Genomic DNA, 24,818 nt, shown 5'->3' on the forward strand with positions numbered 1-24,818 from the left:
ACAGTGAATCAGAGGAGATATATGAAAACTTACAAAATGAATTTCCTTTCGTTAGTTGGGGAAGGGTTGATTGGGATAAATTAGAGAATAAATTTGAAGTAAGGGACATATTAGAAATCATATCTTATATACAAACAGAGTTAGAAGTACAAAATGATTTGGTTGGGGATATGGGAACTACCCTGTTATTAGAACAAACTTGAAAAGTGCTATGAGTGCCATTGAAAATATTAACGCTATTGGAGGAGACCAATGGATTTATAGTCATCATAATAAGTATTTAATAGAATTTCATCATGAAGAAGAAATAGTAAATAGGACATTTAATTTAAATAATATTAGTTATTGTTAGTATATTTTTTTGTATAAGGAAGTGATATATATGGATTATATGAAACTAAGCAAAGAAGTTTCTTTTGCTTTAAGGCATGAGCCATGGAAATATGAATTAGAACTAGATGAAAATGGCTGGGTTGATATAGATCAATTGATTGAATCATTAAGATGTGATAGAAAATGGAAATCTTTAGATAGAAAAGATTTAGAAATTATGATTGAAAAATCAGATAAAAAGAGACATGAAATACATAATAGTAAGATTAGAGCATTATATGGACATTCTACACCTCAAAAAATAGTAAAAGCTGATAAAATACCACCTGATGTTTTATATCACGGAACACCTAAATATTTTATCGAATCAATAAGAGAAAAAGGACTTATTCCTAAAAGCAGACAATATGTACATCTATCTTCAGATACTGAAACAGCAATACAAGTAGGAAAAAGGAGAGCTGAAAATCCAATCATTCTTAAAATTAATGCAAAACAAGCATCAATAGATGGAGTGAAATTCTATCATGCAAATGATACGATTTGGCTTGTAGACTCTATTGATCCCAAATACATTATAGAAAAATAGGTGATTTTAAAATAATCAAGGCAATCTTATTAAAATGAGGTTGTCTTTTTTATGTGGGTATTGGGACGGTTGGGCTCATTATAGCTATAGGACATTATTTACTGTTATTATACAATATAAGTTTTGGCTTGTATTGACATCTATTTTATGATCGAGTATTTTGTATGAAAAGAAAAATCTTATTGATATTATATGATAAAGAGTTTAAACGGTTATTATAAGGTGTTAAAAAAATATATATAAGAGAATGTTAACTTATTGTTTTGTAGTGAATATTTAATACTTTGATCAGTAGTAGTTGATGAGGTTCTTTTAATATCTAATTTTTGAGATTATTTCTCTGTTATTTTTTCATCAAGTAGTTTCTGTGATATAATTAGATTTGGTTTCTCTATAGTTAATAGTTTATTGTTGTATATAGTCCAAAGGTTATTAAAACTTTGTTCATTAAAAATACTAATAAGGTCATTTAGAATTGTACTTTCTATTTCACTTTTTTCTAATATAAGTTTAGATATTCCATTATCATCACGAGTGGGGCATCTATAAACACTTTTTTTATTTTAACTATTAAAATATGTAAGTATATTGAAATATAGAATATTGAGTAAGTAAGTATTTAGAATTAAGAGAGGTGAACCTTACCACATATATGAGTTCAAATCTTATGAAATGTACTTGAATAAAAGACCATCTCTTAATGAGATGGTCTTTTATCTACATAAGTTTGTTAGAAAGTTGGATTGTTATTATTTATACTTCCGCCTGTCATTAAGAACAAGAGTCTTGAGAAAGTGTCAATTGGTTGGATTGCATCCCAGTGCTCTACCAGTTTTCCATTTTTTAATCGAAATGTATCAGTAATAATAAATCCTTTTTTCTCATTGCCCCTGTGTTTCGCCATCATTGTGGTATGGCTATGCAAGAGGATGAAATCACCATCAGCATATATTCGCTTCACATCAAAAGAATACTCAGGGAATCTCTTGGTCAGTGTTTTCACATAGCTAATAAGTCCAGACATTTCATTTGGTATAGCTCTGTTGTGTTGTGTGTATGGAACATTACCGTATTTCTCCATTGTGTAGTCAAAGTCATGTTCATTCATCAAATGTTGAAAAAAGTCCACGACGATTTTTGCATTTTCTGTTTCTTGTTCTGTCCAATTTTCTTGTAAATGTTTGTTGATATCAATTATTGGATATTTTTTTGATTGACTCATTATAAGCCTCCTATTTTCATTTATATTTTTTAGATTGATATAGTAATCTTTTCCTGAGGAGTTGTAAAAACAGATCCTCAATTATACAGAAACTCGAATTACAACAGCCTCATCTTCTATTTACCAGAAGCATTCATGGCTTCAAAGAAGCCCCAATGTCCTTACTAATGGTTAGTTCCTTAATTTCCTCCTTAACATTATGAACATCAATAGCGGGTACTTACTAAATACATTAATTAATAGACCGATCTACTTATATGGTGTAAAAATATAACCACTTCAGCTTATGATAAGTAAAATGGTAATACATCACCATAAGCATTAGACCGGTTTACTTATATTTTAATTTATCCTTTATTCATTGTCAATGATAATTGTATAAATTTTCATTGACAATTATCGAAAGAAGAAGTAGTATATAAGTAAACCGGTCTTATATTTGTTTAGGAGGGAATATGTCAAAATACAATAGAGAGGAAATTTTGCAATCTGGTGTTGAAATTCTAACGATGAAGGGGTTTTCAGGGTTAGGCGTTCAACACGTATTAAAAGCTTGCGGGATTCCAAAAGGATCCTTTTATAATTTCTTTGAAAACAAAGATGCATTTGTTATCGAAGCAATAAAGCTTTACAGCAGAAAAGTAAAATTCATTTTAGAACAGATAGATAATGATAGCACTCTGAATCCGATTGAGAAGATTACAAAGTATTATTCTATTGCGAATGATTTCTTTTTCAATAAGGGCAACCTTAGAACATGTCCAATGATGAATATTGTTTCAGATGGTGTGGAAAATGAGGCCATTATCGAGTTAATTCATAGCAGTATAGATATGCACAAAGATTTCATAGCAAAATGGATTGACAGCGCAATGACCTTGGAACTCATTTCAAATCAAATAGATCCTGTTCGATTAACACATATGATTTATGATAACTATCATGGTGCAGTATTGAGGATGAAATATGAGAATTCAGAGTTGCCACTCAACAACTTCATTAGTAATGTACTACCATTTTACTTAAAGTAAAATGGTTATATTTTTACACGGTTTAAGCAGACCGGTCTAAATAAATCGAGTTTTGAAACATATTAATTAAATAAACCAATAAAGGTGAACAAATAAGGAGATGAGTATTATGAATTTCGAAAATCTGCAAGTATCTAAAGCACTAGAGCTAAGAAACATGACAATCAAGAATAGAATTGTAAGATCAGCGACGCATAGTATGCTTGGTAATCTTGATGGGACCATCAGCCAAGATGAGCTTAAAATGTATGATGAATTGGCATCCAATGAAATCGGGCTCATTATTGCAGGTCAGTTTTTCGTTTCAAAGGACGGTATTGTTGCACCGGGCTCAAATGAACTGATTAATGACGATCATGCTAAATATGCAAAAAAAATCAAGGAAATTGTAGAGCCGAACGACACAAAGGTTATTGCACAAATCAACCATGCTGGTATCCAAGCTTATTCACAAGATCCATTCGGACCGTCTGAATTTGATTTAGAAGATGGTAGAGTTGCAAGAGAGATGACGATTGATGAAATTACTAGAGTGAAAAGTGATTTTGTTGAATCCGCTGTGCGTGCACAGAAATCAAGAATGGATGGTGTGCAATTACACGCTGCTCATGGGTATCTTTTATGCGAATTCCTGAAGCCATCTATCAATAAACGTACGGATAACTATGGCGGAAGCTCAGAAAACAGATTTAGAATTGTACGCGAGATATTGGAAGAAATTAAAGAAGCCTGTGGTGAAGCTTATCCAGTATTCATAAAGATCGATTCCAATGATCTGATAGAAACTGCTACGTATAATGACGATCTAGATTACATGATGTTTCAGCTTGAGGCGCTTGGTATAGAAGCGGTTGAATTCAGTGGTTCAGATTTCGCAACGAAGAAATATTCAGATCATAATTATTTCTTGGATAGCGCCCTTGAGATCAAAGGTGATAGGAATATCGCGACTATGGTTGTTGGTGGTGTAAGAAACTTTAATGATATGGAAACTGTATTAACATCAGGTGTAGATATGGTTTCATTGTCTAGACCATTTATCACTGAACCAGACCTTATTACACGTTTAAAAAAGGGTCAGGAAAAATCACGTTGTGTCAGCTGTAGTAAGTGTTCGACTGTTGGTAGAAAAAGATGTATTCTGAATACGTTTTAGGGTATTAATGAAGGCCGTATGATTTCTGGTTTAGATCATACGGCCTTCATTAATAAATCATAATTAAGGGATCTTCTTGAAAACCGCACTTACACCCGTTACGCTGAACTGTACCATAAGTAAAAACTTTTAAAATATGTAGGCGGAATATACACTAATAAAAATGTAGGACAATATATATTCGCACTATATTTTATGAAATAAAGAAAAAGGCAATGTAATTTAAAATTAGGTTGTCTTTTTTATGTGGGTATTGGGTCGTTCGGTTTCCTTATATTGATAGGATACGACATATAAATATTTCTGTAATTGTATAATGATAAAAGTCTATTACTGGATTTAGTAAATTAAAAAATGTTCTCAAAATACATACTTACAATTTTTTACGAATTATCCTTTTTTATGATAAAATAATAAGATAAATATTTTGGTTTCTAGGGAAGTATAGACTCAGTATAGGTTCATACTTTCCTATTGACAGTAGGGTTAACATTGTATATATAAAAATAATATTTGAATATACAAATATATTTGTAAGGGAGATAGCAGCATTTGGAGATAAAAGAATTAAAAATAGGCAATATAATTATACCATGTAATGTTCTTATGGCACCGCTTGCAGGATATACATGTTATCCTTTTAGAATTCTGTGCAGTGAGCTAGGGGCAGGACTTTGTTATACAGAAATGGTAAATTGTAACTCACTTAGATATAAGGATAAAGCAACGCAAAAACTACTTTTTACAACAGCAGAAGAAAAGGTAAAGGCTACTCAATTAGTAGGTTCTGATCCAAGAATAATGGAGAAAATGGCAAGAAGTAATTATTTTGAAGAATTCGATATAATAGATATTAATATGGGTTGTCCAGTGCCCAATTTGTTCAAAAGTGGACAAGGAAGTGCACTTCTTGGAGATCTAAAAAAAGCATCCTCTATTATTAAAGGCTGTAAGAAGAGTGGAAAGATAATTACTGTTAAAATTCGTGTAGGAATTAGAGAAGATAAAATGATTTCAGCAGAAGTTGCAAAAATGTGTGAAGATTCTGGAGCAGACATGATTACTATACATGGCAGAAGTAGGAATATGATGTATAGTGGAACTCCTTATTTCGACCAGATAGAACAAGCAAAGTCGGTGGTTAGAATACCTGTAATTGCTAATGGGGGTATATTTTCGGTACCAGATGCTGAAAAAATGATGAATCTTACAGGCGCAGATGGCGTGATGATTGCGAGATATGCTCTTGAAAATCCATTTATATTCAGTGAACTTACACACAAAGAAATACAAAAGAATAAATATACTATAATATCTGAGCAGATTGATTTAACATCAAAGCATTATGACGAGACATTCACACTTTCTTACATCAAAAGACTTGTTTCTTTTTGTATGAGGACAGAAAAAGGAACTAAAAAGTATAAACAAGAATTATATAAATCTGGTAATATATCAGAACTTGAATACATTATAAGAAAAATTTTTTATAAAGAGAGAGAGATTGATTAATGGAACATGGATTTATTATTGAAGATGGAATTTTAGAATCATATACACTTAAAAATTCCTTTGTTAAGGTTCCTGATAATGTTAAGGTAATAGGCAAAGGAGCCTTCAAGGGATGTACATTTATTGAACAAGTTGTTCTTCCTGAAACTATAACGGAGATTATGGACACTGCTTTTAAGGGATGTAAAAATTTGAAAAAAATCAACTTTCCTTCAAAACTCACTCATATAGGAGAATATGCTTTTCATAGATGTCATTCGCTACATAGTGCAAAGTTATCTGATGAAGTTAAAAGTCTTAGTAATTGTGCGTTTTTATACTGTGATAGTCTTGAATATGTTTCTATCCCAGGAGTGATATATCTAGGCAGGCAGGTATTCGTAAATAATGTGAATTTAAAAGAAATAGAAATTTCAAAAGACTTAGATACATCACGTATATCCGATATCTTTACAGGCTGCAGCAGAATTTCTAAGATCAGCTTATCGGACGGAACTATTTGTAATATTGATAGTGTGATCGAAGTCATCTCTTCACATTCTAATGTACATGCTGTAGTTAAAGCAATTGCAGTTGATATATATAGAATGATGGAGATTCATGATGGTATATTGATAAAATTACTTGTCAATGTGAAGGATTTGGAGATACCAAATAGAATAGCAGGCATTGCAAAGAGCTGTTTTTTTAATAGAAAAGGCATTGTGTCTGTAAAGATGCCTGAATCATTGACTTATATTGGAAGCAGGGCATTTAGAAATTGCATTAACTTAGAAAGGATACAATTTGCTAATGAAAATGTAAATATAAGTAAGGATGCCTTTAAAAACTGTACATCACTAAAATATGTTACGTTATCTGATGGAAGTACCTATGAACTGAAAGGGTTGCCAGATACATCTGATGAAAGTATTCCTAAGATAGTACGCACAATTCATTCACAGATACTAAATAACTTTTTTATTAGTGGAACTACATTGATACAGTACAGAGGAAATGAAGAAAGGGTGGTTGTGCCAGAAGGTATAGCGATCATTGGTGAAAAAGCATTTGCTGGTAATGAAGCCGTGGGCAAAGTGATTTTACCAGATTCTATAAGAGAAATTCATGAAGAAGCATTTTCTGACTGTATTCTTTTACAGACAATCAATGTTCCTGAGGGGCTAGAATATATTGGGGAATCATCATTTGAAAATTGTTTAAAGCTCATACGTATAGATTTGCCGGAGTCACTTACTAAAATAGAAAAAGCAGCATTTAACAGATGTAAAAAATTGAATCAGGTAATATTTGGAAGTGAGATGAAAGAAATAGAGAGCCTAGCTTTTTATGGATGTAATTCACTGAAAAATGTACATCTGCCAGAAAAACTTATAAACATAGGTGATATGGTGTTTTATAAGTGTTTTTCTTTAAAGGAAATAACATTACCAGAATCTTTATGCAGACTAGGGAATAATGTATTTACATCATCAGGTATAAAATCAGCAAATATAAAGTGTGATTTAAAAGAGTGTGGAACGGATATTTTCTCACAATGTGACAAACTAAGGAAACTGACTTTTGAAGAAGGGGTTACATATATTGGAGATAAATTTGCATTTAGGTGTTCTTCGCTTAAATACGTTAATATTCCTTCTACAATCGAATATATTGGTAAAAATGCGTTTGAAGGCAGCATTTATATAAAAGATACTGTACAAAATGGGAAGATAGGGAATATATTTGTAGATGGAAGTGAACTTTCAGGAAATATTGTAATTTCTGATGGAATAACTGCCATTGCAGGTGGCGCATTTTATGGGAATACAAAGATTACATCTGTAACATTTCCAAAATCGCTTATACGAATTGGTTCAAGATGTTTTTGTGGATGTACTTCACTTAAAAATATAACACTTCCTAGAGATTTAACCGTAGTGGAAGAAGGGGTTTTTGCATATTGTACATCCTTAGAAAATGTGAGCTCTCAAGGTAAAATAACATATATATCTGACAATGCATTTTATGGATGCAGTAATTTATCACAAGTTCCTTCATCACAGGTCGTACATATAGGTGAAAATACATTTAGCGGTTGTAAAAAGCTTGATTATTTCAATATGAATTGCACAAGCATACAAGCACATGCTTTTAGAAATACTGCATTTTTGGACAGATTGAGAAATCTTTCACCACTTGTCATAATATCAAATACTGTTGTTGATGGTAAGTATTGCACTAAAGATGTTATTATTCCAGAAGGTGTAGTAAATATTTCCCCCTATGCTTTTGCAGGAAATCACAGTATTAATAGAATACTACTTCCAAAAAGTCTTGTAACTATAGGGGATGGAGCATTTAGTGGATGTAAAAATATAAAAGAAATTCATATTCCACATTTGATAAAATATATTGGCAGAAAAGCATTTGAAAAGTGTGTATCTCTTACCAATGTTTCGGGCAATTCAGAAGATATAGGAGAAGGGGCATTTTCATACTGTGTAAATCTTAAAAATGTCATTCTTAAAGGAAGAGTATCTTTGGGAAAAGATGTATTTTGCGGATGTGAGGTTCTTGAAGTATGTCAATGCAAAGAACTTGAATATATAAGTGAGAGCTGTTTTAGTGAATGTACCTCACTAAGTGATTTTGATTTTTCTAATATTAAATTTATAGGTAGAAGTGCTTTTAGTGGTTGTAGTTCTCTTAAAAGTATTTCACTAAATGCAGACACTTATGTTGATGCCCATGCTTTTGAGGACTGTGGAAGTCTAGAAGAAGTGATTTTGTCAGAGGAGGGTATGAAGCATGGAAGTTATGCTTTTGCAGGATGTACTGATCTTAAAGTAATAAGAATTGGTGAAAAAAAATATATTATAGATCAATATCCGTCTGTTTTTGAAAAACAAACTCCAGACATTGTAAAGTCTATATATAATAGTGCAATCAGCTGTTTTGATATAGATGAAAATCTTTCATTATTTGGATATATAAATAAAGGGAGTTCAGTATGTATCCCAAAAGGAATTAAAACAATTGAGCGTGAAGTTTTTAAGGATGCTATGAATCTTGAAGAAATATACATACCTAAAAGTGTAGAATATATTGGTGAGAGAGCTTTTGATAATACAATGTGGCTAGAAAAACAAAGGGTTATTTCACCTATGGTAATTGTAAATAATATACTAATTGATGCATCTTTGTGTCAGGGTGAGGTGATAATACCTAATTATGTTAAAAGAGTTTCTGGATGGGCTTTTGCAAATTGTTATGAACTTACAAAAGTTACTTTTTCTAATTCTAAAACGGTTTTAGAAGAATATGCATTTAGGAACTGTATTAATTTTAAAAAGGTAATTACTGCTGACGGAAAAGAGTATAGATTAACAAGAATTTCAGATAGAAATGATGAGATGTTGCCATCTAGTGTAAAGCAGATTTTTATGGATTGTTTAAACTGCTTTAAAGCAGATGAAAATGATGTTCTGGTTGAGTGTACAGGAAATATTGTGAATCTGATTTTGCCAGATGGAATAACTGCTATTGGAGATAGTGGATTTAAAAACAGTAATTTACTCACACACATTACATTAACTAAAGATATTGTATCAATTGGTAAAAGTGCCTTTGAACAATGTAAATGGCTTGTTTCAGTAAAAAATGCATTAAATGTGAGGATAATAGATAAACTTGCATTTTCAGGCTGTTATTCATTAGAAAGTGTAGCACTTTCAGATAATCTTGAATACATAGGAATGAGGGCTTTTGAACATTGTACGTCATTAAAAAGTATTGTCATACCAGAAGGAATAACTGAAATTCCAGAAAAAACATTTTATAGATGCAAGAGCTTAGAGACGGTTTATCTGCCATCTACTTTAAAAACAATAGGAAGAGAGGCATTTGCATTTTGCTATGAACTAAGGAAAATAAATTTTCCAAAAGGGCTTGAAATTATAGATTCAAGAGCATTTGCATGGTGCTCAAAAATTAATAAAAAATATCTCCTAGAAGATATTTCGGTGGAAGCTGATTCATTCAGCATTGATAGCCTATGAGGTACAGAAATTTAGGCAGTACTGGACTAAGGGTATCGGAAATATCTTTTGGGACAATCCCTATACTTAGTGGAGATGCTGGTGTGCTACCGGATTATTATAGCCCAGATGAAGAAACTGCAATAAGTATAATGAAGCATGCATTCAATCTGGGATGTAATCTTTTTGATACAGCAATAGTACCTGAGTATGGAGATGCAGAAATAAAGCTGGGCAAATTTGCTGCTCACATAGGCAGAGAAAAGATTATTATATCAGATAAGTCAAGATTTTTTTATGGAGACGAAATGTACAAAGCTGTATATAAATCATGTGAAAATCTTGGTACTTATACGGATATTTATTTTGTACATCAGGTGCATGAAGGGAACGAGGAAGTTACATTTGGAAGATATGGTGCTGTGGATGCATTGAATGAACTGAAAGCAGAAGGTAAAATCAAATTTACAGGAATTGCTTCTCACTACTATGACATATTACTAAGGGGAGCAAAAGACAAGAGAGTAGATGTACTTCAGGGAAGTGGAAATATTCTTGAAAGAGGTATGCTTAACAGAATAGAGTCAGAATCGTTGTTTAGACAAAAAGGATTCATTCTCAATAAAGTATATGCAGCAGGAATCTTGCCATACTTCTTCCAAATTCAAACACTTTTATCTGGTGCACTTTCATATCCTATATCAAGTGCATTAATAGGTATGGGAAACCATGAACAAGTAGAACAGGCAATGTTAAAAGAACCTAAAAATTATACTCGGCCTGCCTTTTCACAAGTAATGTCAATACTTGAAAAGAGTTTTGTACCAATTCCATGCGACAGATGTCAAAGGTGTAGATGTATATATGGAACTGAAATACATACAATTTTTAGACAGTACAATTATTATTTTCTGGGTAAGGATTATTGGGCGCTTAGAAAACTGGATCTTAGTATAAATGAAAGTGCTGCACAATGTAAAAAATGCACAGATATGACATGTATGAAAAAATGCCCACATTCAATAAATATACCTGAAACTGTACAAATGATAAAACGATTGGTAGAAATTCATGTTAGAAACTCGCTTATATAACTATAAAAATGTATTTTTATTTCTTTTCTATCAAGACTAAGTAGTAATATTGTAAAATGGATATATGGGTATAGAATATCGCATTAGTGTCAATAAATGCTATGAGGCAGCTTCTATTAATAGAGGTTGCTTTTTTAGTTTATCTATATTTGATTATTTTTATTTAAGATATATTCTTGAAGGGGGTATTGGGTCGGCTGGGTTATTTATACTGACAGGATACGACATGTAAATATTCCTATAATTGTATAATCATAAAAGGATATTACTGGTATAGGCATATTTTGTTTAAGGTATAAAATCATATATATCTAAAAGTAACCCAGATGGATGCAATAGATGCTAAATTTTCAAATTATACAGTTAAATATAGAAATGAGAATAGATTTATTCCTATAAGTGTTGAGTTTTGGATTAGTTAATTTTAGGGAAGAACTAAGGAATTGTAAATAATTTCTTATCATCAAAACAGTAGCCAATCAAAGCTACTGTTTTTAATTGCACAAATATACAAAAAGTACAAAAACATGCTATATTATGGTAAAATGGATTTTAAATAAATAAAACTTAAAAATTATTATTAAGTAGGGAGAATTCATATGGGAATATTAAAAATGTTTAAAAGAAATAAAGAAAATAAACAAAATAAAGTTAAACAAGAAAAGAAAAGAGGGGTTTTAACTTTATATTCAGTTACTTTAGATAGTAAAAATATTTTTGATGTAATAAAAGAAGAATTTTCAGAAGTAACAAAGTCAATTCAAACAATTGATGGAGGATTGAAAATTATTTTTAAAGATGGTACAGATATTGAGTTCAATTTATCAGATGATATAAATCATGTGACAACACAAACAAATGGTATGGCTAACTTTTTTTCTAAATCACCAATTGAAAATGAAAAAATTTTACAACAAGCTATGTTGCAAATTAGCATGTTCACTTGTATTGTAGGAATTGGATTTGAACTTAATGATGATGAAAAAAGAACAAACTATATTGTAAATACTATATATGAAATCGCAAACAAAACTCAAAGTTTTATCCTTTATCCTAGTATGAAATTATACACGTCAGAAGGTAAATTACTTATATCTATAGATGGAGAAACTGATTTTGAAAAGTATTATCCAATATCAAACTCAGATTTATTAAAAAGAGATATAAAGCCATCTTGTAATGATGAAGAACGATATAGAAAAATCATAAAAGAATGTGATGAAAAGAAAATACCACATACAGACTTTATGTTGTCAACTCAAATTATGGAAAATGAAGTGAAAGTTACAAGTGTAGAAAAAATAGCTAAGAGAGCAACAGCTGTATTTTCTTGTGCCTTATATTCAGAGTGCTTGTTAATAGAAGGTGGATCTATAGAACTTGCAAAGGATGAGTTTGAAGATATTAATAAAATATATGGAGTGAAAAGCTATTTAACCGACAAAGAAAAAGAATATATACAAATGGAACAACCAGATAAGATTACAGCTATACAATTCTCTTGGCAATACGAAAGATGTTGCGTATTATTATGGGCACTTGGTCTTATAGACTTAAATTCACCAACTGAAATTTGTAATGTTCATCAAATAGCTCAAATTATAAGAAACTATGATTCTATAGATGAATTAATAAAAGATTCTAGCATTAGAAGTAATGAAGAACTATTAGATATGCATACAAGGATTCTATATTATGATTGGGCATGTGTAGAATCAAGAGTGGAAAATCAAGAAACACCAGCAAACTTAAATTCTGGAGTAGTTCAAGAACAACATTTTGCTTTAAATTGGATTATTAGTGCTAATGAAGATTGTGAGTGGGATGATATTTCTCCTAATACATAACATAAAAAAGTGTTAGAGTAATTATATAAATCAAATATAGCAGCATCTGTTTATCCTTCTAAATAAGTTAAAATAAATATTAATGTTTATCTAAATCAGATTTATTTCTGCTATATATATTCTCAAAAATATTAGTCTCAAGTAAACTACATAAACACAAACAACCAAAACAGTAGCCAACCAAAGCTACTGTTTTTTCTTACACAAATATACAAGAAGTATAAAGTATTTCTATATTATGGTAATATATACGTAGAAGTAGATTAAAGTCATATGAAAAAATATAAGGTACGTAATAGCATGATAACGCAAATTAACAAGCTACAAGGAGGTATTATAATGGGAATTTTTAATAAACTAAAATAGTCTATATGTAAGAGAACTACCAACTCTCCCATGTAGATTGTATAAAACAAATATTTATTAAAAAATTTTACAATGTTTGTTATTGGGAGGTTAAAAATGTCTTATTTTAAGTATGAAAATATTAATATATATTATAGAGTATCTGGTGAAGGTAGACCTTTAGTTATTATACATGGAGATACAGCTTCCTCAAAAATGTTTATACCAGAATTAAAATTCTATTCTAAAAACTTTAAAGTGATTTTAGTAGATTTAGTAGGTCAAGGAAAATCTCAAAGAGTAGATAAACTACCATTAAATTATTGGGATTTTAATGTTAGTTTAATTATTGAATTATGTAATCGCATTGGTATTAACGATATTAATCTGTTAGGTACAAGCGGCGGGGCTATTGTTGCTTTAAATGCTGTATTGAAACAACCTAATTTATTTAACAGAATAATTGTAGATAGTTTTATGGGAGAAAATTTATCTTATGAGTTTTCAAAAAAAATTGCGGATGATAGAAAAATAGCAAAAAACAAGTTGGGTTCTAAATTATTTTGGTTTATAATGCATGGCTTTGACTGGAAAAATGTTATTGACCAAAATACAAACTTAATTATAGATTTCTCAAGAAACATAGGTGATTTTTTTGATTATGAACTTAGTAACATAGAAAATAAGGTTTTAATTACAGGAAGCTCCAAAGATGATTTAATACCTAATGTCCAAAGTACATTAAAAGCTATTAATTTAAAAATAAAAAATTCTGAATTAGTTATTTTTGAAAATGGAAATCATCCTGCTATGTTTAGTAACAAAGAAAAGTTTAGAAATTTAGTTTTGGAGTTTTTGTCCTAAATCATAATAAAATACGGTATTATTTAGAATTGGATTTTACGGTATTTTTATAACGGAATATTCTTAAAATACGTACTAACTTACAATAATTAAATTACATATTACATTAGATATAAAAATTTTATATTAAAGGGGATAGATTAGGAGGAACATTCAATGGAAAAGTATAAAGATATTATGAAATCGTTGCTAGAGGATTACCGTATTGAATTAGAATCAGTTCTTAGACATGGAGATATATCTAGTTATTGCTATAAAGAGGCTGTTGATAAGCGTTATGGAATATATGACGCTAATTATACAAATAGATTAAGACTTTCGTTAACAATACTCTACTCACCAGAGATAGAAAAAAGTAAGCTAGAATCGATAATTAGAAAATTATATTTGGAAGAATTAAAAGATCGAGAAACAAATTCTTTTCAAGGAATTGGAACAGTATTAGAAGTACTTTCGATATTATTGAAGGATTATAGTAGGATAGAAGATTTAAAACTATTTGAAAGAGCTAAAAACGCCAACTTTGATTGTGCTTGTGGTTTTGAGGCAGGCTTTCCTAAATATAGAAGAAATTTATGTGATTTAGATTTACTTGATTGTATATATATGGCAGATGATTTATATGAAGAAGAAATACTCTCAAACTTAATTGATGAATGGATTTATCAACAAAGTGAGTGGGATTTGGAGAATTTAAAAGATTTAAGGAGGTTAGAAAAACTTAGAAAAAATGCTAAAGGAGAAATTATAGCTTTAGAAAACATTGCAGACGAAATAAAGAATTCATCAGACCATTGGGAAATTTGCTCTTCACTTCACAATTATTCAAAAAAGCTTATAGAGTTGAAAAAATATAAAAAAGCTTGGGAAGTAATAAAAGAGCTACGACCACATTTATATGAAGTATATGAAGATTGGTATAATGTAAACTTAGGGCGTTATATATTAGAAGATTGCATGGATTTAATTATATCTAAATCTCCAGAAATTCCTATCAATGAAATTTGGTCTTGGTCAAAACCATTTATTATTAAGGCAAAAAAGAATATGCATTGGAATTTATATGAAAAAGCAGCATTAGCTTCAGAAGAATTAGGAAATTTAAAATTATCAAAGAAGCTTATTAAAATATTAGACAAAGAAAAGAAAGAGAGCTGTATTATTGATTAACATATGGTAGATAAATCAAATAAGCAAAATAGTAGCCAACCAAAGCTACTGTCTTTTCTTGAACAAACATACGAAAATTATAAAAATATGAAGTTTTTTAAGGGAGAGATTATCATGCTAGAAATTAAAAAAATTAACTTTGTTTCATTTATCAAGTTATGTGCGGTTATTGCTTGTTCATGGGGTATAGTATTGGGATTATTACTATTTATATCAAGCATTTTTGGAGGAAATGTTTATTGCAATTTTGGAAGTATTCATATTACAGGAGTTATAGCTGGAATAATGAATATGTTTTTATTTCCTATTATAATAACTATAGGAGGTATTTTATTGTCAGTAGTGATCTATCTTCCATTTAAATTTATAAATGCTTATGTATTAAAAGGAATAAAATTAAAAGGGGTTTTTAATATTATTGAAGAAAACAAGGATTTGGAGTAGGTTAATTTAATTAACAATATAAGGAATACACACCGACTTATATTTGTATAATAAGCATATGAGGAGTGATTGTGATGGGCAAACTTTCTAAATTGCCAAACATAGGAAGTGTAGTTGAAGAACAACTGAATCAAGCAGGAATAACTACTTATGAACAATTAAAAGAAATTGGAAGTAAACAGGCATGGTTAAAAATAAGAGCTATTGATTTTTCGGCATGTATTCATCGTTTATATGCATTAGAAGGAGCAATTGAAGGTATTAAAAAAAGTCAATTATCAAAAGTAAAAAAAGAGGAATTAAAGGAATTTTATAATGCTTTTAAATAAACTAGAATTTCTGTTGTTTCAGAATAAGTTTTATAATATATAGTACTAGATAAGAATTATCTGTATTATACAAAGTTAAAATACTTCTGAATTACATTAGGAGTTTCGTTTGTATAAAGTTAGAAACAGAGTTTAAGCTTTTCTTTTTCATTAAATAATGGATATAGCATCAGAAAAAACAATAAGTCGTAAATTAGATAACTTAGTTGAAAAAGGCTACTTAGATAGAAGAAATCCCAAATATCTCAAAGACAATATTTAATTTAGATAAATTATAAAATTATTAGGATTTATTTGTATTATTTACAAAGGTATGAATTAGTAAAAGTAGAATTAATTAAAGGAATATTATAATTCATTACTAATTTGATTTGAAAGGGGAGGATTAAATGGAGAGTAAAATATTACGAGCTAATATACTTTTATTAATTACAGCTGCAATATGGGGATTTGCATTTGTTGCACAAAGAATAGGGGCTCAGTATGTAGGCGCATTTACTTTTAATGGAATAAGATTTGCTCTTGGAAGTCTTTCCTTAGTGCCATTAATTTTTTATTTTGATAAAAGAAAGAAAAATGAGGGTAGCAATGAAAATAATATTGAAATGACCCAGAGGAAAACAATTATATCGGGAGCGTTAGTAGGATCAATGCTTTATTTAGCTGCAACGTTTCAACAAGTTGGTATTAACTACACAACTGCTGGAAAAGCAGGCTTTATTACAGGACTTTACATGGTTATTGTTCCACTTATAGGGGTATTTTTAAAGCAAAAAATTGAAAAAAGTGCATGGGTTGGAGTAGTTCTTGCTGTTGTTGGACTATATCTATTAAGCATAAATGAAAATTTCAGTATAAGTTTTGGAGACTTACTTGAACTGATAGGAGCTGTTTTCTGGGCTTTTCATATTTTAACAATAGATCATTTTTCTAAAAAGGTTGATCCTTTAAAGCTATCATGTATTCAATTTGCAACATGCTCAGTTTTAAGTCTTATATCAGCTTTAATCTTTGAACATATTACTGTTAGTGCGCTATCAAGTGCTTTAATTCCAATACTTTATGGTGGACTTTTATCAGTTGGTATAGCCTATACTCTTCAAGTAGTAGCGCAAAAAGATGCTAAGCCATCTCATGCAGCTATAATCCTGAGTATGGAATCTGTATTTGGTGCTATAGGTGGTGGAATTATGCTTGGAGAGAGCATGAGTTCTAGGGGGTATATAGGCTGTGTTCTTATACTTGGAGGCATACTTGTATCACAGATTAAATTTCCTAAGAAGGAATATATATAAGGTAAATGAGAAGATAACTATTATAATATAGAAAATCTCAAGCAAACTCTAGAAGAAATAGAAGAAGACAAGTCTTTGTCTCATACCGCCTGAAAGCTCTTTTGGGTGGTTATTTTTAAATTCACAAATACAATTTTAAGTAATAAGCATATATTTATATAAAAAGTTTATAATATTTTAATTAAAATAATTCTATTGATTATTGACAAATTTTGAGACAAAGTATAATATATCAATATGTGCAAGTGGATACTTGCACATATTGAAGGAGGGTTTACTTTGAGCGAAGAAATATCAACTAGAGATAAAATACTTAACGCTGCAATTGATCTGTTTTCTCAAAATGGATTTAAAGGTGTTACGACAAAACAAATTGCTTTGGCGGCTTCAGTAAATGAAGTAACATTGTTTAGACAATTTGGAAGCAAACAAAAAATATTTCAAGAGGTAATGGAAGCGTTTTATTTTGAATCAGAATTTAAAAAAGTATTTGAAGAAGAAATAGTTTGGGATTTAGAACAAGATCTATTGTGTATAAGTAAAATATATTATGAACACATGAAAAAAAATAAAAAATTGATATTAGCTGGAATAAAGGAAAGTATTGTACCGAATAATACAGAATATCCACATGAAAAATTTCCTAAAAAGATAAAGGAGGTTTTAATTGAATATTTTAAAGAAATGCAAGAGCGTGGAAAAATGATCAAAAAAAGTCCAGAACTTCAAGCTATTACATTTCTATTTACACATTTCGGAAGTAGTCTGAATTATGAACTACTAGAGGTTAATATGACTGAAGTAAATCTTGAAGAATTTATAAAAAATAGTGTTAATATATTTGTTAAGGCTTGGAGCGTATAATTTTTTTTGACCTATATGCAAGTAACCACTTGCTTGCTTTGGAATATAGTATATAGAGTTAAAAATGGAGGGGTTTTGTATGGACAAAATTAAAAACTTAAAAAATAAGAAAGTTATTATTGTATCGATTATATTGATTTTAGTAATAGGAGTATATTCTATTAAAAAAAGTAACAAACCTGTAGCTGAAAATAGTACGGTGAAGGCAAGACCAGTAAAAACTATTCAAATAAAAGAAGAAACACATCCAATGACATTAGATTATATAGGAAGCATAGAAACAGAGGAAGTAAAAACTATTTCTTTTAAAAGTCCGGGAAAAATAGAAAAAATTTATGTTAAAGAGGGTCAGTTGGTTTCAAAGGGATCTCCTATAGCCAAATTAGACTTAACAGATTTACAGCTTAATTTGAATTCTGCTACAGCTCAAATGAATATGGTAAATGCAAACTATAATAAGGCAAAAGACGATTATGAATTTAATTTAGATTATTATAATAAAACACAGGAGCTATATGATAATGGGGGAGTTTCTAAGAAGGACTTAGATCAGGCACAGTTAAAATTAGATATGAGCAAATCAACGTTAGAGGCTTCTAAGGCACAGTATGAGCAAGCTAAAACAAGTTATGAATTGACAAATAATAGTATAAAAGATGCAACAATTATAGCAGGTGAAACAGGATATATAGCAGATGTAGTTGCAAAAGAGGGAGAAAACGTAAATACAGGAGCACCTATAGTTTTAATGCGCCCTGAAAAACAAATTATTCATGTTGGACTCTCTCAAGAAGATGTTAAGAAGATTTCTCTAGGTAAGTGTGCAAAAGTGAAAATAGATGATGCACAAGGGAAAGGGAAAATTTCTAATATAGATACTATTCCAGATCAGCAAAGTAGAACTTATGATATTGAAATTGAATTAACTAAAGAATTTTCTTCTAAAAACTTTTTAATTGGTTCTATTGCAAATGTTTCGATTAGTCTTAATGATAAAAAAGGGGTGTGGTTACCTATTAATTGTGTTATGAGTGACGGAGAAGAATTTGTATATATAGTAGAAGAAGATAGAATTGTAAGAAAAAATGTAAAGCTTAGTCAGACACATGAAGATAAAGTTTTGGTAGAAGGTCTTTATAATGGTGCATCACTGGTAACGCAAGGAATGAAGACTGTTAAGCCTGGATATTTAGTAAGCATTCAATAGTAGGGGGAGAAGTTATGAAGTCAATTATTAGTGCAGCAGTTCGTAGTCGTAAAGTAACACTTTTTTTTGCTTTTATTTTTACAGTAGTAGGATTATTTAGTTATCATATTGTTCCAAAACAAGAAAATCCAGATGTATCTGCTCCTGCTGCTATCATTACGACAATATACCCAGGAGCTTCAGCAGCAGATATTAATACTTTAGTATCACAGAAAATTGAAGATAATATTACAGATATTGAAGGATTTGATCATACTGAAACTACTTCAAAAAAAGGAGTTTCAAACATTATAGTGATATTAGATTTAGATGCTGATGAAGAAAAGGCTTGGGATGAATTAAAAGATAGACTAAATGAGGTTAAGCATGAACTACCCGATGGATGTTTAGAGCCCTATCTAAATACAGATTTAGCTGAAACAGCAGGTATAATTATTAGTTTATCAGGTGAGAACTATACATATGAACAACTAGGTTCATATGCAGATGATTTTAAGAAGGCACTTAGCAAAGTTGATGGAGTTGCTAGTTTTGATATTGATGGAGAAATAGAAAAAGAAGTTAAAGTAACTGTTAACATGGAAAAACTAAACCAATACAATCTTTCTTTAGAAGACATTATGAATGTTTTAAAATCTCAAAATATTGAAATCCCATCTGGTTCTATAGAGTATGAGAATGGAAAAATTGATGTATTAACACCTGGAAATTTTACTTCTCTTAAAGATATAGAAAATACTATAGTTAGTAGATCAAAAGAAAATGGTTCTGTTATAAGACTTGGAGATTTAGCTAATATATATATGGATTTAGATGATGGAGCAGAAATATTTAAGCAAGATGGAAAAAATACAGTTTTGATTACTGGATATTTTGATGAAGGGAAAAATGTAGTACTTATAGGAAAAGAAGTAAGAAGCAGATTAGAAAAAATAAAAAAGAGATTCCCAGAAGATTTAATTATTAATGAAGTTTTATTTCAACCAGAGGATATAGATGAGTCTATAACAAGCTTTATTGAAAATTTAATTCAATCGGTTATATGTGTGGTGGTTGTTGTTTTTATAGGAATTGGATTTAGAAATGCTGTAGTAGTTTCAATGGCTATTCCTATGTCTATGCTACTAACGTTTAATATGATGAAGCTTTTTAATATTAAGATTCATTTCATGTCAACTGCAGGATTGATTATTGCACTTGGGATGCTTGTTGATAATGCAATTGTGGTAAGTGATGCAATACAAGTAAATCTGGATGATGGTATGGATAAATTTGATGCTATAGTAGATGGAACGTCAAGATCTACTATTCCAATGTTTACATCTACATTAACCACTATTGCAGCGTTTTTACCACTAATGTTTATACCAGGAGCACCAGGACAATTTACAGGGGATATACCTAAAATAGTAATTATCACGCTTTTAAATTCTTTTTTGATTGCAATAGTAGTTACTCCTGCCATGGCATATTTAACATTTAAGCCTAACAATAAACAAAAAGTAGAAAAAAGAAGTGTAATAAGAAGTTTTTTTGAAAACTTATTAGATTTATCTTTAAGAAATAAGAAAAAATCACTTTTAACTGTCTTCATTGTGTTTATAATTTCAATGAGATTAGCTGGAGCGACAGGGGTTCAATTGTTCCCATTTGCAGAGAAGGATTTTATGTATATTGATATAACATCTGAAGTTTCAGGAGATATAGATGCTACAGAAAAGTTAGTTGAAAAAGTAGAACATATTTTAAAAGAACAACCTGAAGTAAAAAAATCTACATCATCTATTGGAAATGGACTTCCGAAATTTTATATGTCATTACAGCCTTCATCTCCTTCGAAGGACTTTGCGCAAATGATGATAAGATTTGATGTTGGAAAAAAAGGACGATTCAAAACAAAAGAAGAACTAGCAGTATACCTACAAGAAGAACTAGATACTAGCATTAGCAATGGAACAGCAGTAGTGAGATTGTTAGAATCAGGTGCACCCCTAGGGCATCCAGTAAAAATAAGAGTTGTAGGCGAAGAATATGATCAAATACGAAAAGATGTTCAATTGATAGAAAAGGAACTTGAAAAAATTCCAGGAACCATGAACATAGAAAATGATGGTACAGATAAAAAATTAGTATATTCCATAGATTCGAATAGTGACTTATTAAGAAAATATGGTTTATCAAAGTATGATATTCAAAAACAAATAAATATTGCTCTAGAGGGTACAAAAGCTTCTACTTATAGAAAAGCAGGAAATGAATATGACATTATAGTAGAAAGTGATATTAAAACTTTTAAACAATTAGAGAATTTAAAAATCAAATCAACTGCTCTTGGAAATAAGATCTTATTAAAGCAATTTGCAGATGTTAAACTAGGTACACAGCTTGATTCTATAGGAAGTTATAATGGAGATATGAATATTTTAGTTACATGTGATGTAAAGCCGGGATATAGTTCAATAGATATAGAAAATATAATGGAAAAGAAAATACCTGAAATTAATTTAGTAAACGATATTGTATTTGATGGAGAACGTGAAAGTATAAAAGATTCATTTGGAGATATGGGTATTTTATTTATATTGATTGTTGTTTTAATATATTCTATTTTGCTTGTTCAATTTAACTCATTTTTCAAACCTATTATGATATTAATTACGATTCCATTATCACTTATAGGATGCTTTTGGGGACTATTTATTGCAAATAAGCCTATGTCTTTTATGGTTGTGTTGGGAATAATAAGTCTTGCAGGTATTGTTGTAAATAATGCTATATTATTAATTGAATATATAAATGAGGCTAGAAGAGAAGGTTTTTCTATTGATGAAGCTTGTAAGGATGCAGTGAGTAAAAGGTTCAGACCGATTATCTTAACAACTACAACAACGGTTATAGGGCTTATTCCTCTTGTTTTTTCAGGTAATGCATTATTTGATTCAATGTCAGTTGCTTTAATGAGCGGACTTTTAATTTCTACAATATTAACAATGATTGTAATCCCTACAATATATTCATTAGTAAACAAAAAAAAGGAAAAAAATATTGATGAAGAAAAAATGAAAGAGGTAGAAGTAGAATAGACTAATACAAATTAAAAATAAGGAAGGGATTATAGATGAAGAAGATACTGATTAGCATATTGTTATTAGTTTTAACATTATTATATTCAAAATTAACATATGCAGAGAGTGGAGTAGAAAACGATATAAAAAAACTTTCACTAGAGCAAGCAGTAGAGATAGGAATAAATAATTCAACAGATATTAAAACTACGGATTTAGATATTGAAATAAAAGAAATAGAACTTGACAAGGCAAAACATAATGAAAAAAAATATGAAAATGCAAAAGACTATGGATTTTCTCTTGGAACTGTAGAAGGATTTCAACTTGATTCGAATATGTTTTCTAAATCAGCGGAGTATTCTCTGGAAGAAGAAAAAATTAAAAAAAACTATAAAGTAGAAGATATCAAATATAATGTTATTCGTGCTTATTATGATGCAATCCAATCTAGAGATAGTTTAAATGTTACTAAGGATAACTTGAAAAATATTCAAAGAAACAGAGATGAAGTTAGCAATAAGCTTAAGTTAGGAGTTGCATCAAAATCAGATCTTCTAATGGCGGATATATCTTTAGATGAAGCAAAATCTAATGTGGAAAAGGCAAGAACAGATTTTCAAAAATCTTTAAGAAATTTGAATATGACTTTAAATTATCCACTGGAGACAAAGCTTTATCTTACATCTGATTTTAAAGAAGTAGATTTTGATACAGATTTAGAAAAAGACTTAGAAGAAGCATATAATCAAAGATTTGATATGATAAAAATGAATCATAATTATGAAATCGTGAAGCTCGACTTTGAAACAAATTTTATAAAATATCCAGAAAATACTTATACGTATAAGATTAAGGAAAGAAATGTAACAAAAATTGAAAATCTTTTATCCGATAATAAAAGGAATATTGAATTTGATATCAAAGGGAAATATGATGCTGTTATTAGTGGGAAAAAACAGATAAGTTTAGCTAAAGCGAACGTTGAAAGGGCAAAAGAAGGATTAAGGCTTAAAAACCTTTCTTATAGTTCTGGTATGTGTACAATACTTGAAGTGAAACAATCTACAAACCAGTTATATAATGCCCAATTATGCTTATCATCATCAATATCTAGTTATAATTTAGCAATACTTGATTATAAAAAAGCTATAACAATAGGGGCAATTAGATAGGAATTTAAATTTCTATCTTTTTTTATTATTCTGTATTCATTCATATGAACAAATTAATTTATGGGCATACAAATATTTAAAGAAATTAGGTTAATACATAGAAAAAAGCCTAATTTAGGAGAATGAATAGATAAGTAATGGAAAGGACATTATGAAAATGGTACAATATAGAATATATTTACAGAATTCTTTGCAAGTTAGTCATAAATCAAGGGGATTTTAATTTGACGTGGAATTTAGATATAAGCAAAAAATTTAACATTAGAGTAAATATCAGATAAGTGGAGGCATGATATGAGCAGATATAGTGAAAAAAATAGATTTGAAAATAGATTCACCGAAGATGTTATTGAAGTGGCTGTTGTAACAGGGGCATCGGGTGTAAGTTCGGGAAAAGCGGGAGGAGACGTTCTGTGGAACTCGTCCATAGACATTATTGCATACAAGGATGTAAATAGAGATAAGCCTGCCGTAGAGGAGGAAGTCAGACTAGAATGGCTTGTAGACGACGAGGAACTGAGAAAAACAAGGGACATTCTAATGAAGAACTCGATTGTAAGGCTTAGTATACGCAAGGGAAAAAGATCCATGATGCTTGTAGAGGTTTTGGGTGTTGAATATAAAGACCAGGAGCTTGAAGCTATACTTGAGGAGTCGATGAAGCCTGTTTATTATAATGATGAGATTTTGGGTGAATTTGAAATGAATAAGAGTGTCAAGGTTTTCGGAAAAGATGTTTCATGGGATGGAGAAGACGGAGATTTGTGTTTTGACTGGAATGAAGAGGAAGATGTGATGAAGCGCTCGCTTCAAACCGCGCATACGCTTTTTAAGAATGAGTTGGAATGGAATGCGAAAATAAGGGATTACGTGTCTAGTGAAATGTTGGAGTTGGCGAATGAATGGCTGAAGGATGACGATGATGCGAAGGTTGATGAGATTACAAAAGATATGTTTATTAGACTTATGGAATTTGAGAGCATGAGCGTTCATCAGGACGGCAGTTTTGAGATGTACTTTTCTGATGGAGACATGTTCTGGGGTCACTGCATAATTGTAGAAGGAAATGTAAACGGAGAATTTGATTCGGCATATATCGCAGGATAATGACATGGAGCAAGTATTGGAGAATAGGTGATTTTGAAATAAGCAGGGCAATCTTATTAAAATGAGGTTGCCTTTTTTGAGCGAATTTAAAATTAAAAATAACTTTACAAGAACCTGTTAATCTGGTATTATAATCCAGAATGAAAATTC

At 30.1% G+C, this 24,818-nt stretch carries 18 protein-coding genes and 2 pseudogenes; 19 read left to right on the plus strand and 1 reads right to left on the minus strand.

Features of this window, described 5'->3' with window-relative positions:
* Window positions 1-14: 14 nt before the first annotated feature.
* The 3 genes and pseudogenes from P4S50_RS20300 to P4S50_RS06780 form a co-directional block, all read left to right on the plus strand.
* A pseudogene (locus P4S50_RS20300) lies at window positions 15-203 on the plus strand (CDI toxin immunity protein); the annotation flags it as partial.
* Window positions 176-352, plus strand: a pseudogene (locus tag P4S50_RS20305) (CDI toxin immunity protein); the annotation flags it as partial. The pseudogenes P4S50_RS20300 and P4S50_RS20305, both read left to right, overlap by 28 nt.
* A gap of 30 nt (window positions 353-382) precedes the next feature.
* The gene (locus tag P4S50_RS06780; RefSeq protein ID WP_277733932.1) at window positions 383-922 is read left to right on the plus strand and encodes an RNA 2'-phosphotransferase; all 540 of its coding nucleotides are present in this window, start codon (window positions 383-385) and stop codon (window positions 920-922) included.
* A 730-nt stretch (window positions 923-1,652) separates the two neighbouring features.
* Here P4S50_RS06780 and P4S50_RS06785 read toward each other — a convergent pair.
* Window positions 1,653-2,144, minus strand: coding sequence for a nuclear transport factor 2 family protein (locus P4S50_RS06785; RefSeq protein WP_277733933.1), 492 nt, complete (start codon window positions 2,142-2,144; stop codon window positions 1,653-1,655).
* A 455-nt stretch (window positions 2,145-2,599) separates the two neighbouring features.
* On the opposite strand from P4S50_RS06785, the gene P4S50_RS06790 reads away from it, so the two are divergent.
* The 16 genes from P4S50_RS06790 (at window position 2,600) to P4S50_RS06865 (ending at window position 24,668) form a co-directional block, all read left to right on the plus strand.
* On the plus strand, window positions 2,600-3,175 hold the full coding sequence (locus P4S50_RS06790) for a TetR/AcrR family transcriptional regulator (protein ID WP_277733934.1): 576 nt from the start codon (window positions 2,600-2,602) through the stop codon (window positions 3,173-3,175).
* Between the two features lie 109 nt (window positions 3,176-3,284).
* On the plus strand, window positions 3,285-4,331 hold the full coding sequence (locus tag P4S50_RS06795; RefSeq protein WP_277733936.1) for an NADH:flavin oxidoreductase: 1,047 nt from the start codon (window positions 3,285-3,287) through the stop codon (window positions 4,329-4,331).
* Between the two features lie 552 nt (window positions 4,332-4,883).
* A complete protein-coding gene (locus tag P4S50_RS06800) occupies window positions 4,884-5,843 on the plus strand; it encodes a tRNA dihydrouridine synthase (protein WP_277733937.1) in 960 nt (319 codons plus the stop codon).
* Window positions 5,843-9,883, plus strand: coding sequence for a leucine-rich repeat domain-containing protein (locus P4S50_RS06805; protein ID WP_277733939.1), 4,041 nt, complete (start codon window positions 5,843-5,845; stop codon window positions 9,881-9,883). The genes P4S50_RS06800 and P4S50_RS06805 overlap by 1 nt, the downstream gene beginning before the upstream one ends.
* A gap of 83 nt (window positions 9,884-9,966) precedes the next feature.
* A complete protein-coding gene (locus P4S50_RS06810; RefSeq protein WP_277733941.1) occupies window positions 9,967-10,956 on the plus strand; it encodes an aldo/keto reductase in 990 nt (329 codons plus the stop codon).
* A 599-nt stretch (window positions 10,957-11,555) separates the two neighbouring features.
* Window positions 11,556-12,803: a DUF4272 domain-containing protein gene (locus P4S50_RS06815; RefSeq protein WP_277733943.1), complete on the plus strand. Its 1,248-nt coding sequence runs from the start codon at window positions 11,556-11,558 to the stop codon at window positions 12,801-12,803.
* A gap of 462 nt (window positions 12,804-13,265) precedes the next feature.
* Window positions 13,266-14,012, plus strand: a complete 747-nt coding sequence (locus P4S50_RS06820; protein ID WP_277733944.1) for an alpha/beta fold hydrolase — start codon at window positions 13,266-13,268, stop codon at window positions 14,010-14,012.
* Between the two features lie 156 nt (window positions 14,013-14,168).
* Entirely contained in the window at window positions 14,169-15,182 is a 1,014-nt protein-coding gene (locus P4S50_RS06825) for a hypothetical protein (protein ID WP_277733945.1), read from the plus strand.
* 114 nt (window positions 15,183-15,296) lie between these two features.
* The gene (locus tag P4S50_RS06830) at window positions 15,297-15,626 is read left to right on the plus strand and encodes a hypothetical protein (RefSeq protein ID WP_277733946.1); all 330 of its coding nucleotides are present in this window, start codon (window positions 15,297-15,299) and stop codon (window positions 15,624-15,626) included.
* 74 nt (window positions 15,627-15,700) lie between these two features.
* On the plus strand, window positions 15,701-15,955 hold the full coding sequence (locus P4S50_RS06835) for a TfoX/Sxy family protein (protein ID WP_277733949.1): 255 nt from the start codon (window positions 15,701-15,703) through the stop codon (window positions 15,953-15,955).
* Between the two features lie 389 nt (window positions 15,956-16,344).
* Complete coding sequence (locus P4S50_RS06840) at window positions 16,345-17,250, plus strand: DMT family transporter (protein ID WP_277733950.1); 906 nt, start codon at window positions 16,345-16,347, stop codon at window positions 17,248-17,250.
* Window positions 17,251-17,529: 279 nt separating this feature from the next.
* Window positions 17,530-18,114: a TetR/AcrR family transcriptional regulator gene (locus P4S50_RS06845; protein WP_277733951.1), complete on the plus strand. Its 585-nt coding sequence runs from the start codon at window positions 17,530-17,532 to the stop codon at window positions 18,112-18,114.
* Window positions 18,115-18,193: 79 nt separating this feature from the next.
* Window positions 18,194-19,321, plus strand: coding sequence for an efflux RND transporter periplasmic adaptor subunit (locus tag P4S50_RS06850; RefSeq protein WP_277733952.1), 1,128 nt, complete (start codon window positions 18,194-18,196; stop codon window positions 19,319-19,321).
* Window positions 19,322-19,335: 14 nt separating this feature from the next.
* Entirely contained in the window at window positions 19,336-22,404 is a 3,069-nt protein-coding gene (locus tag P4S50_RS06855) for an efflux RND transporter permease subunit (protein WP_277733954.1), read from the plus strand.
* A 35-nt stretch (window positions 22,405-22,439) separates the two neighbouring features.
* Window positions 22,440-23,561, plus strand: a complete 1,122-nt coding sequence (locus P4S50_RS06860) for a TolC family protein (protein ID WP_277733956.1) — start codon at window positions 22,440-22,442, stop codon at window positions 23,559-23,561.
* A gap of 294 nt (window positions 23,562-23,855) precedes the next feature.
* On the plus strand, window positions 23,856-24,668 hold the full coding sequence (locus P4S50_RS06865; RefSeq protein WP_277733958.1) for a DUF2262 domain-containing protein: 813 nt from the start codon (window positions 23,856-23,858) through the stop codon (window positions 24,666-24,668).
* Window positions 24,669-24,818: the final 150 nt, after the last annotated feature.

Origin of the sequence: Tepidibacter hydrothermalis (assembly GCF_029542625.1) — a bacterium.
Taxonomy (GTDB): domain Bacteria; phylum Bacillota; class Clostridia; order Peptostreptococcales; family Peptostreptococcaceae; genus Tepidibacter_A; species Tepidibacter_A hydrothermalis.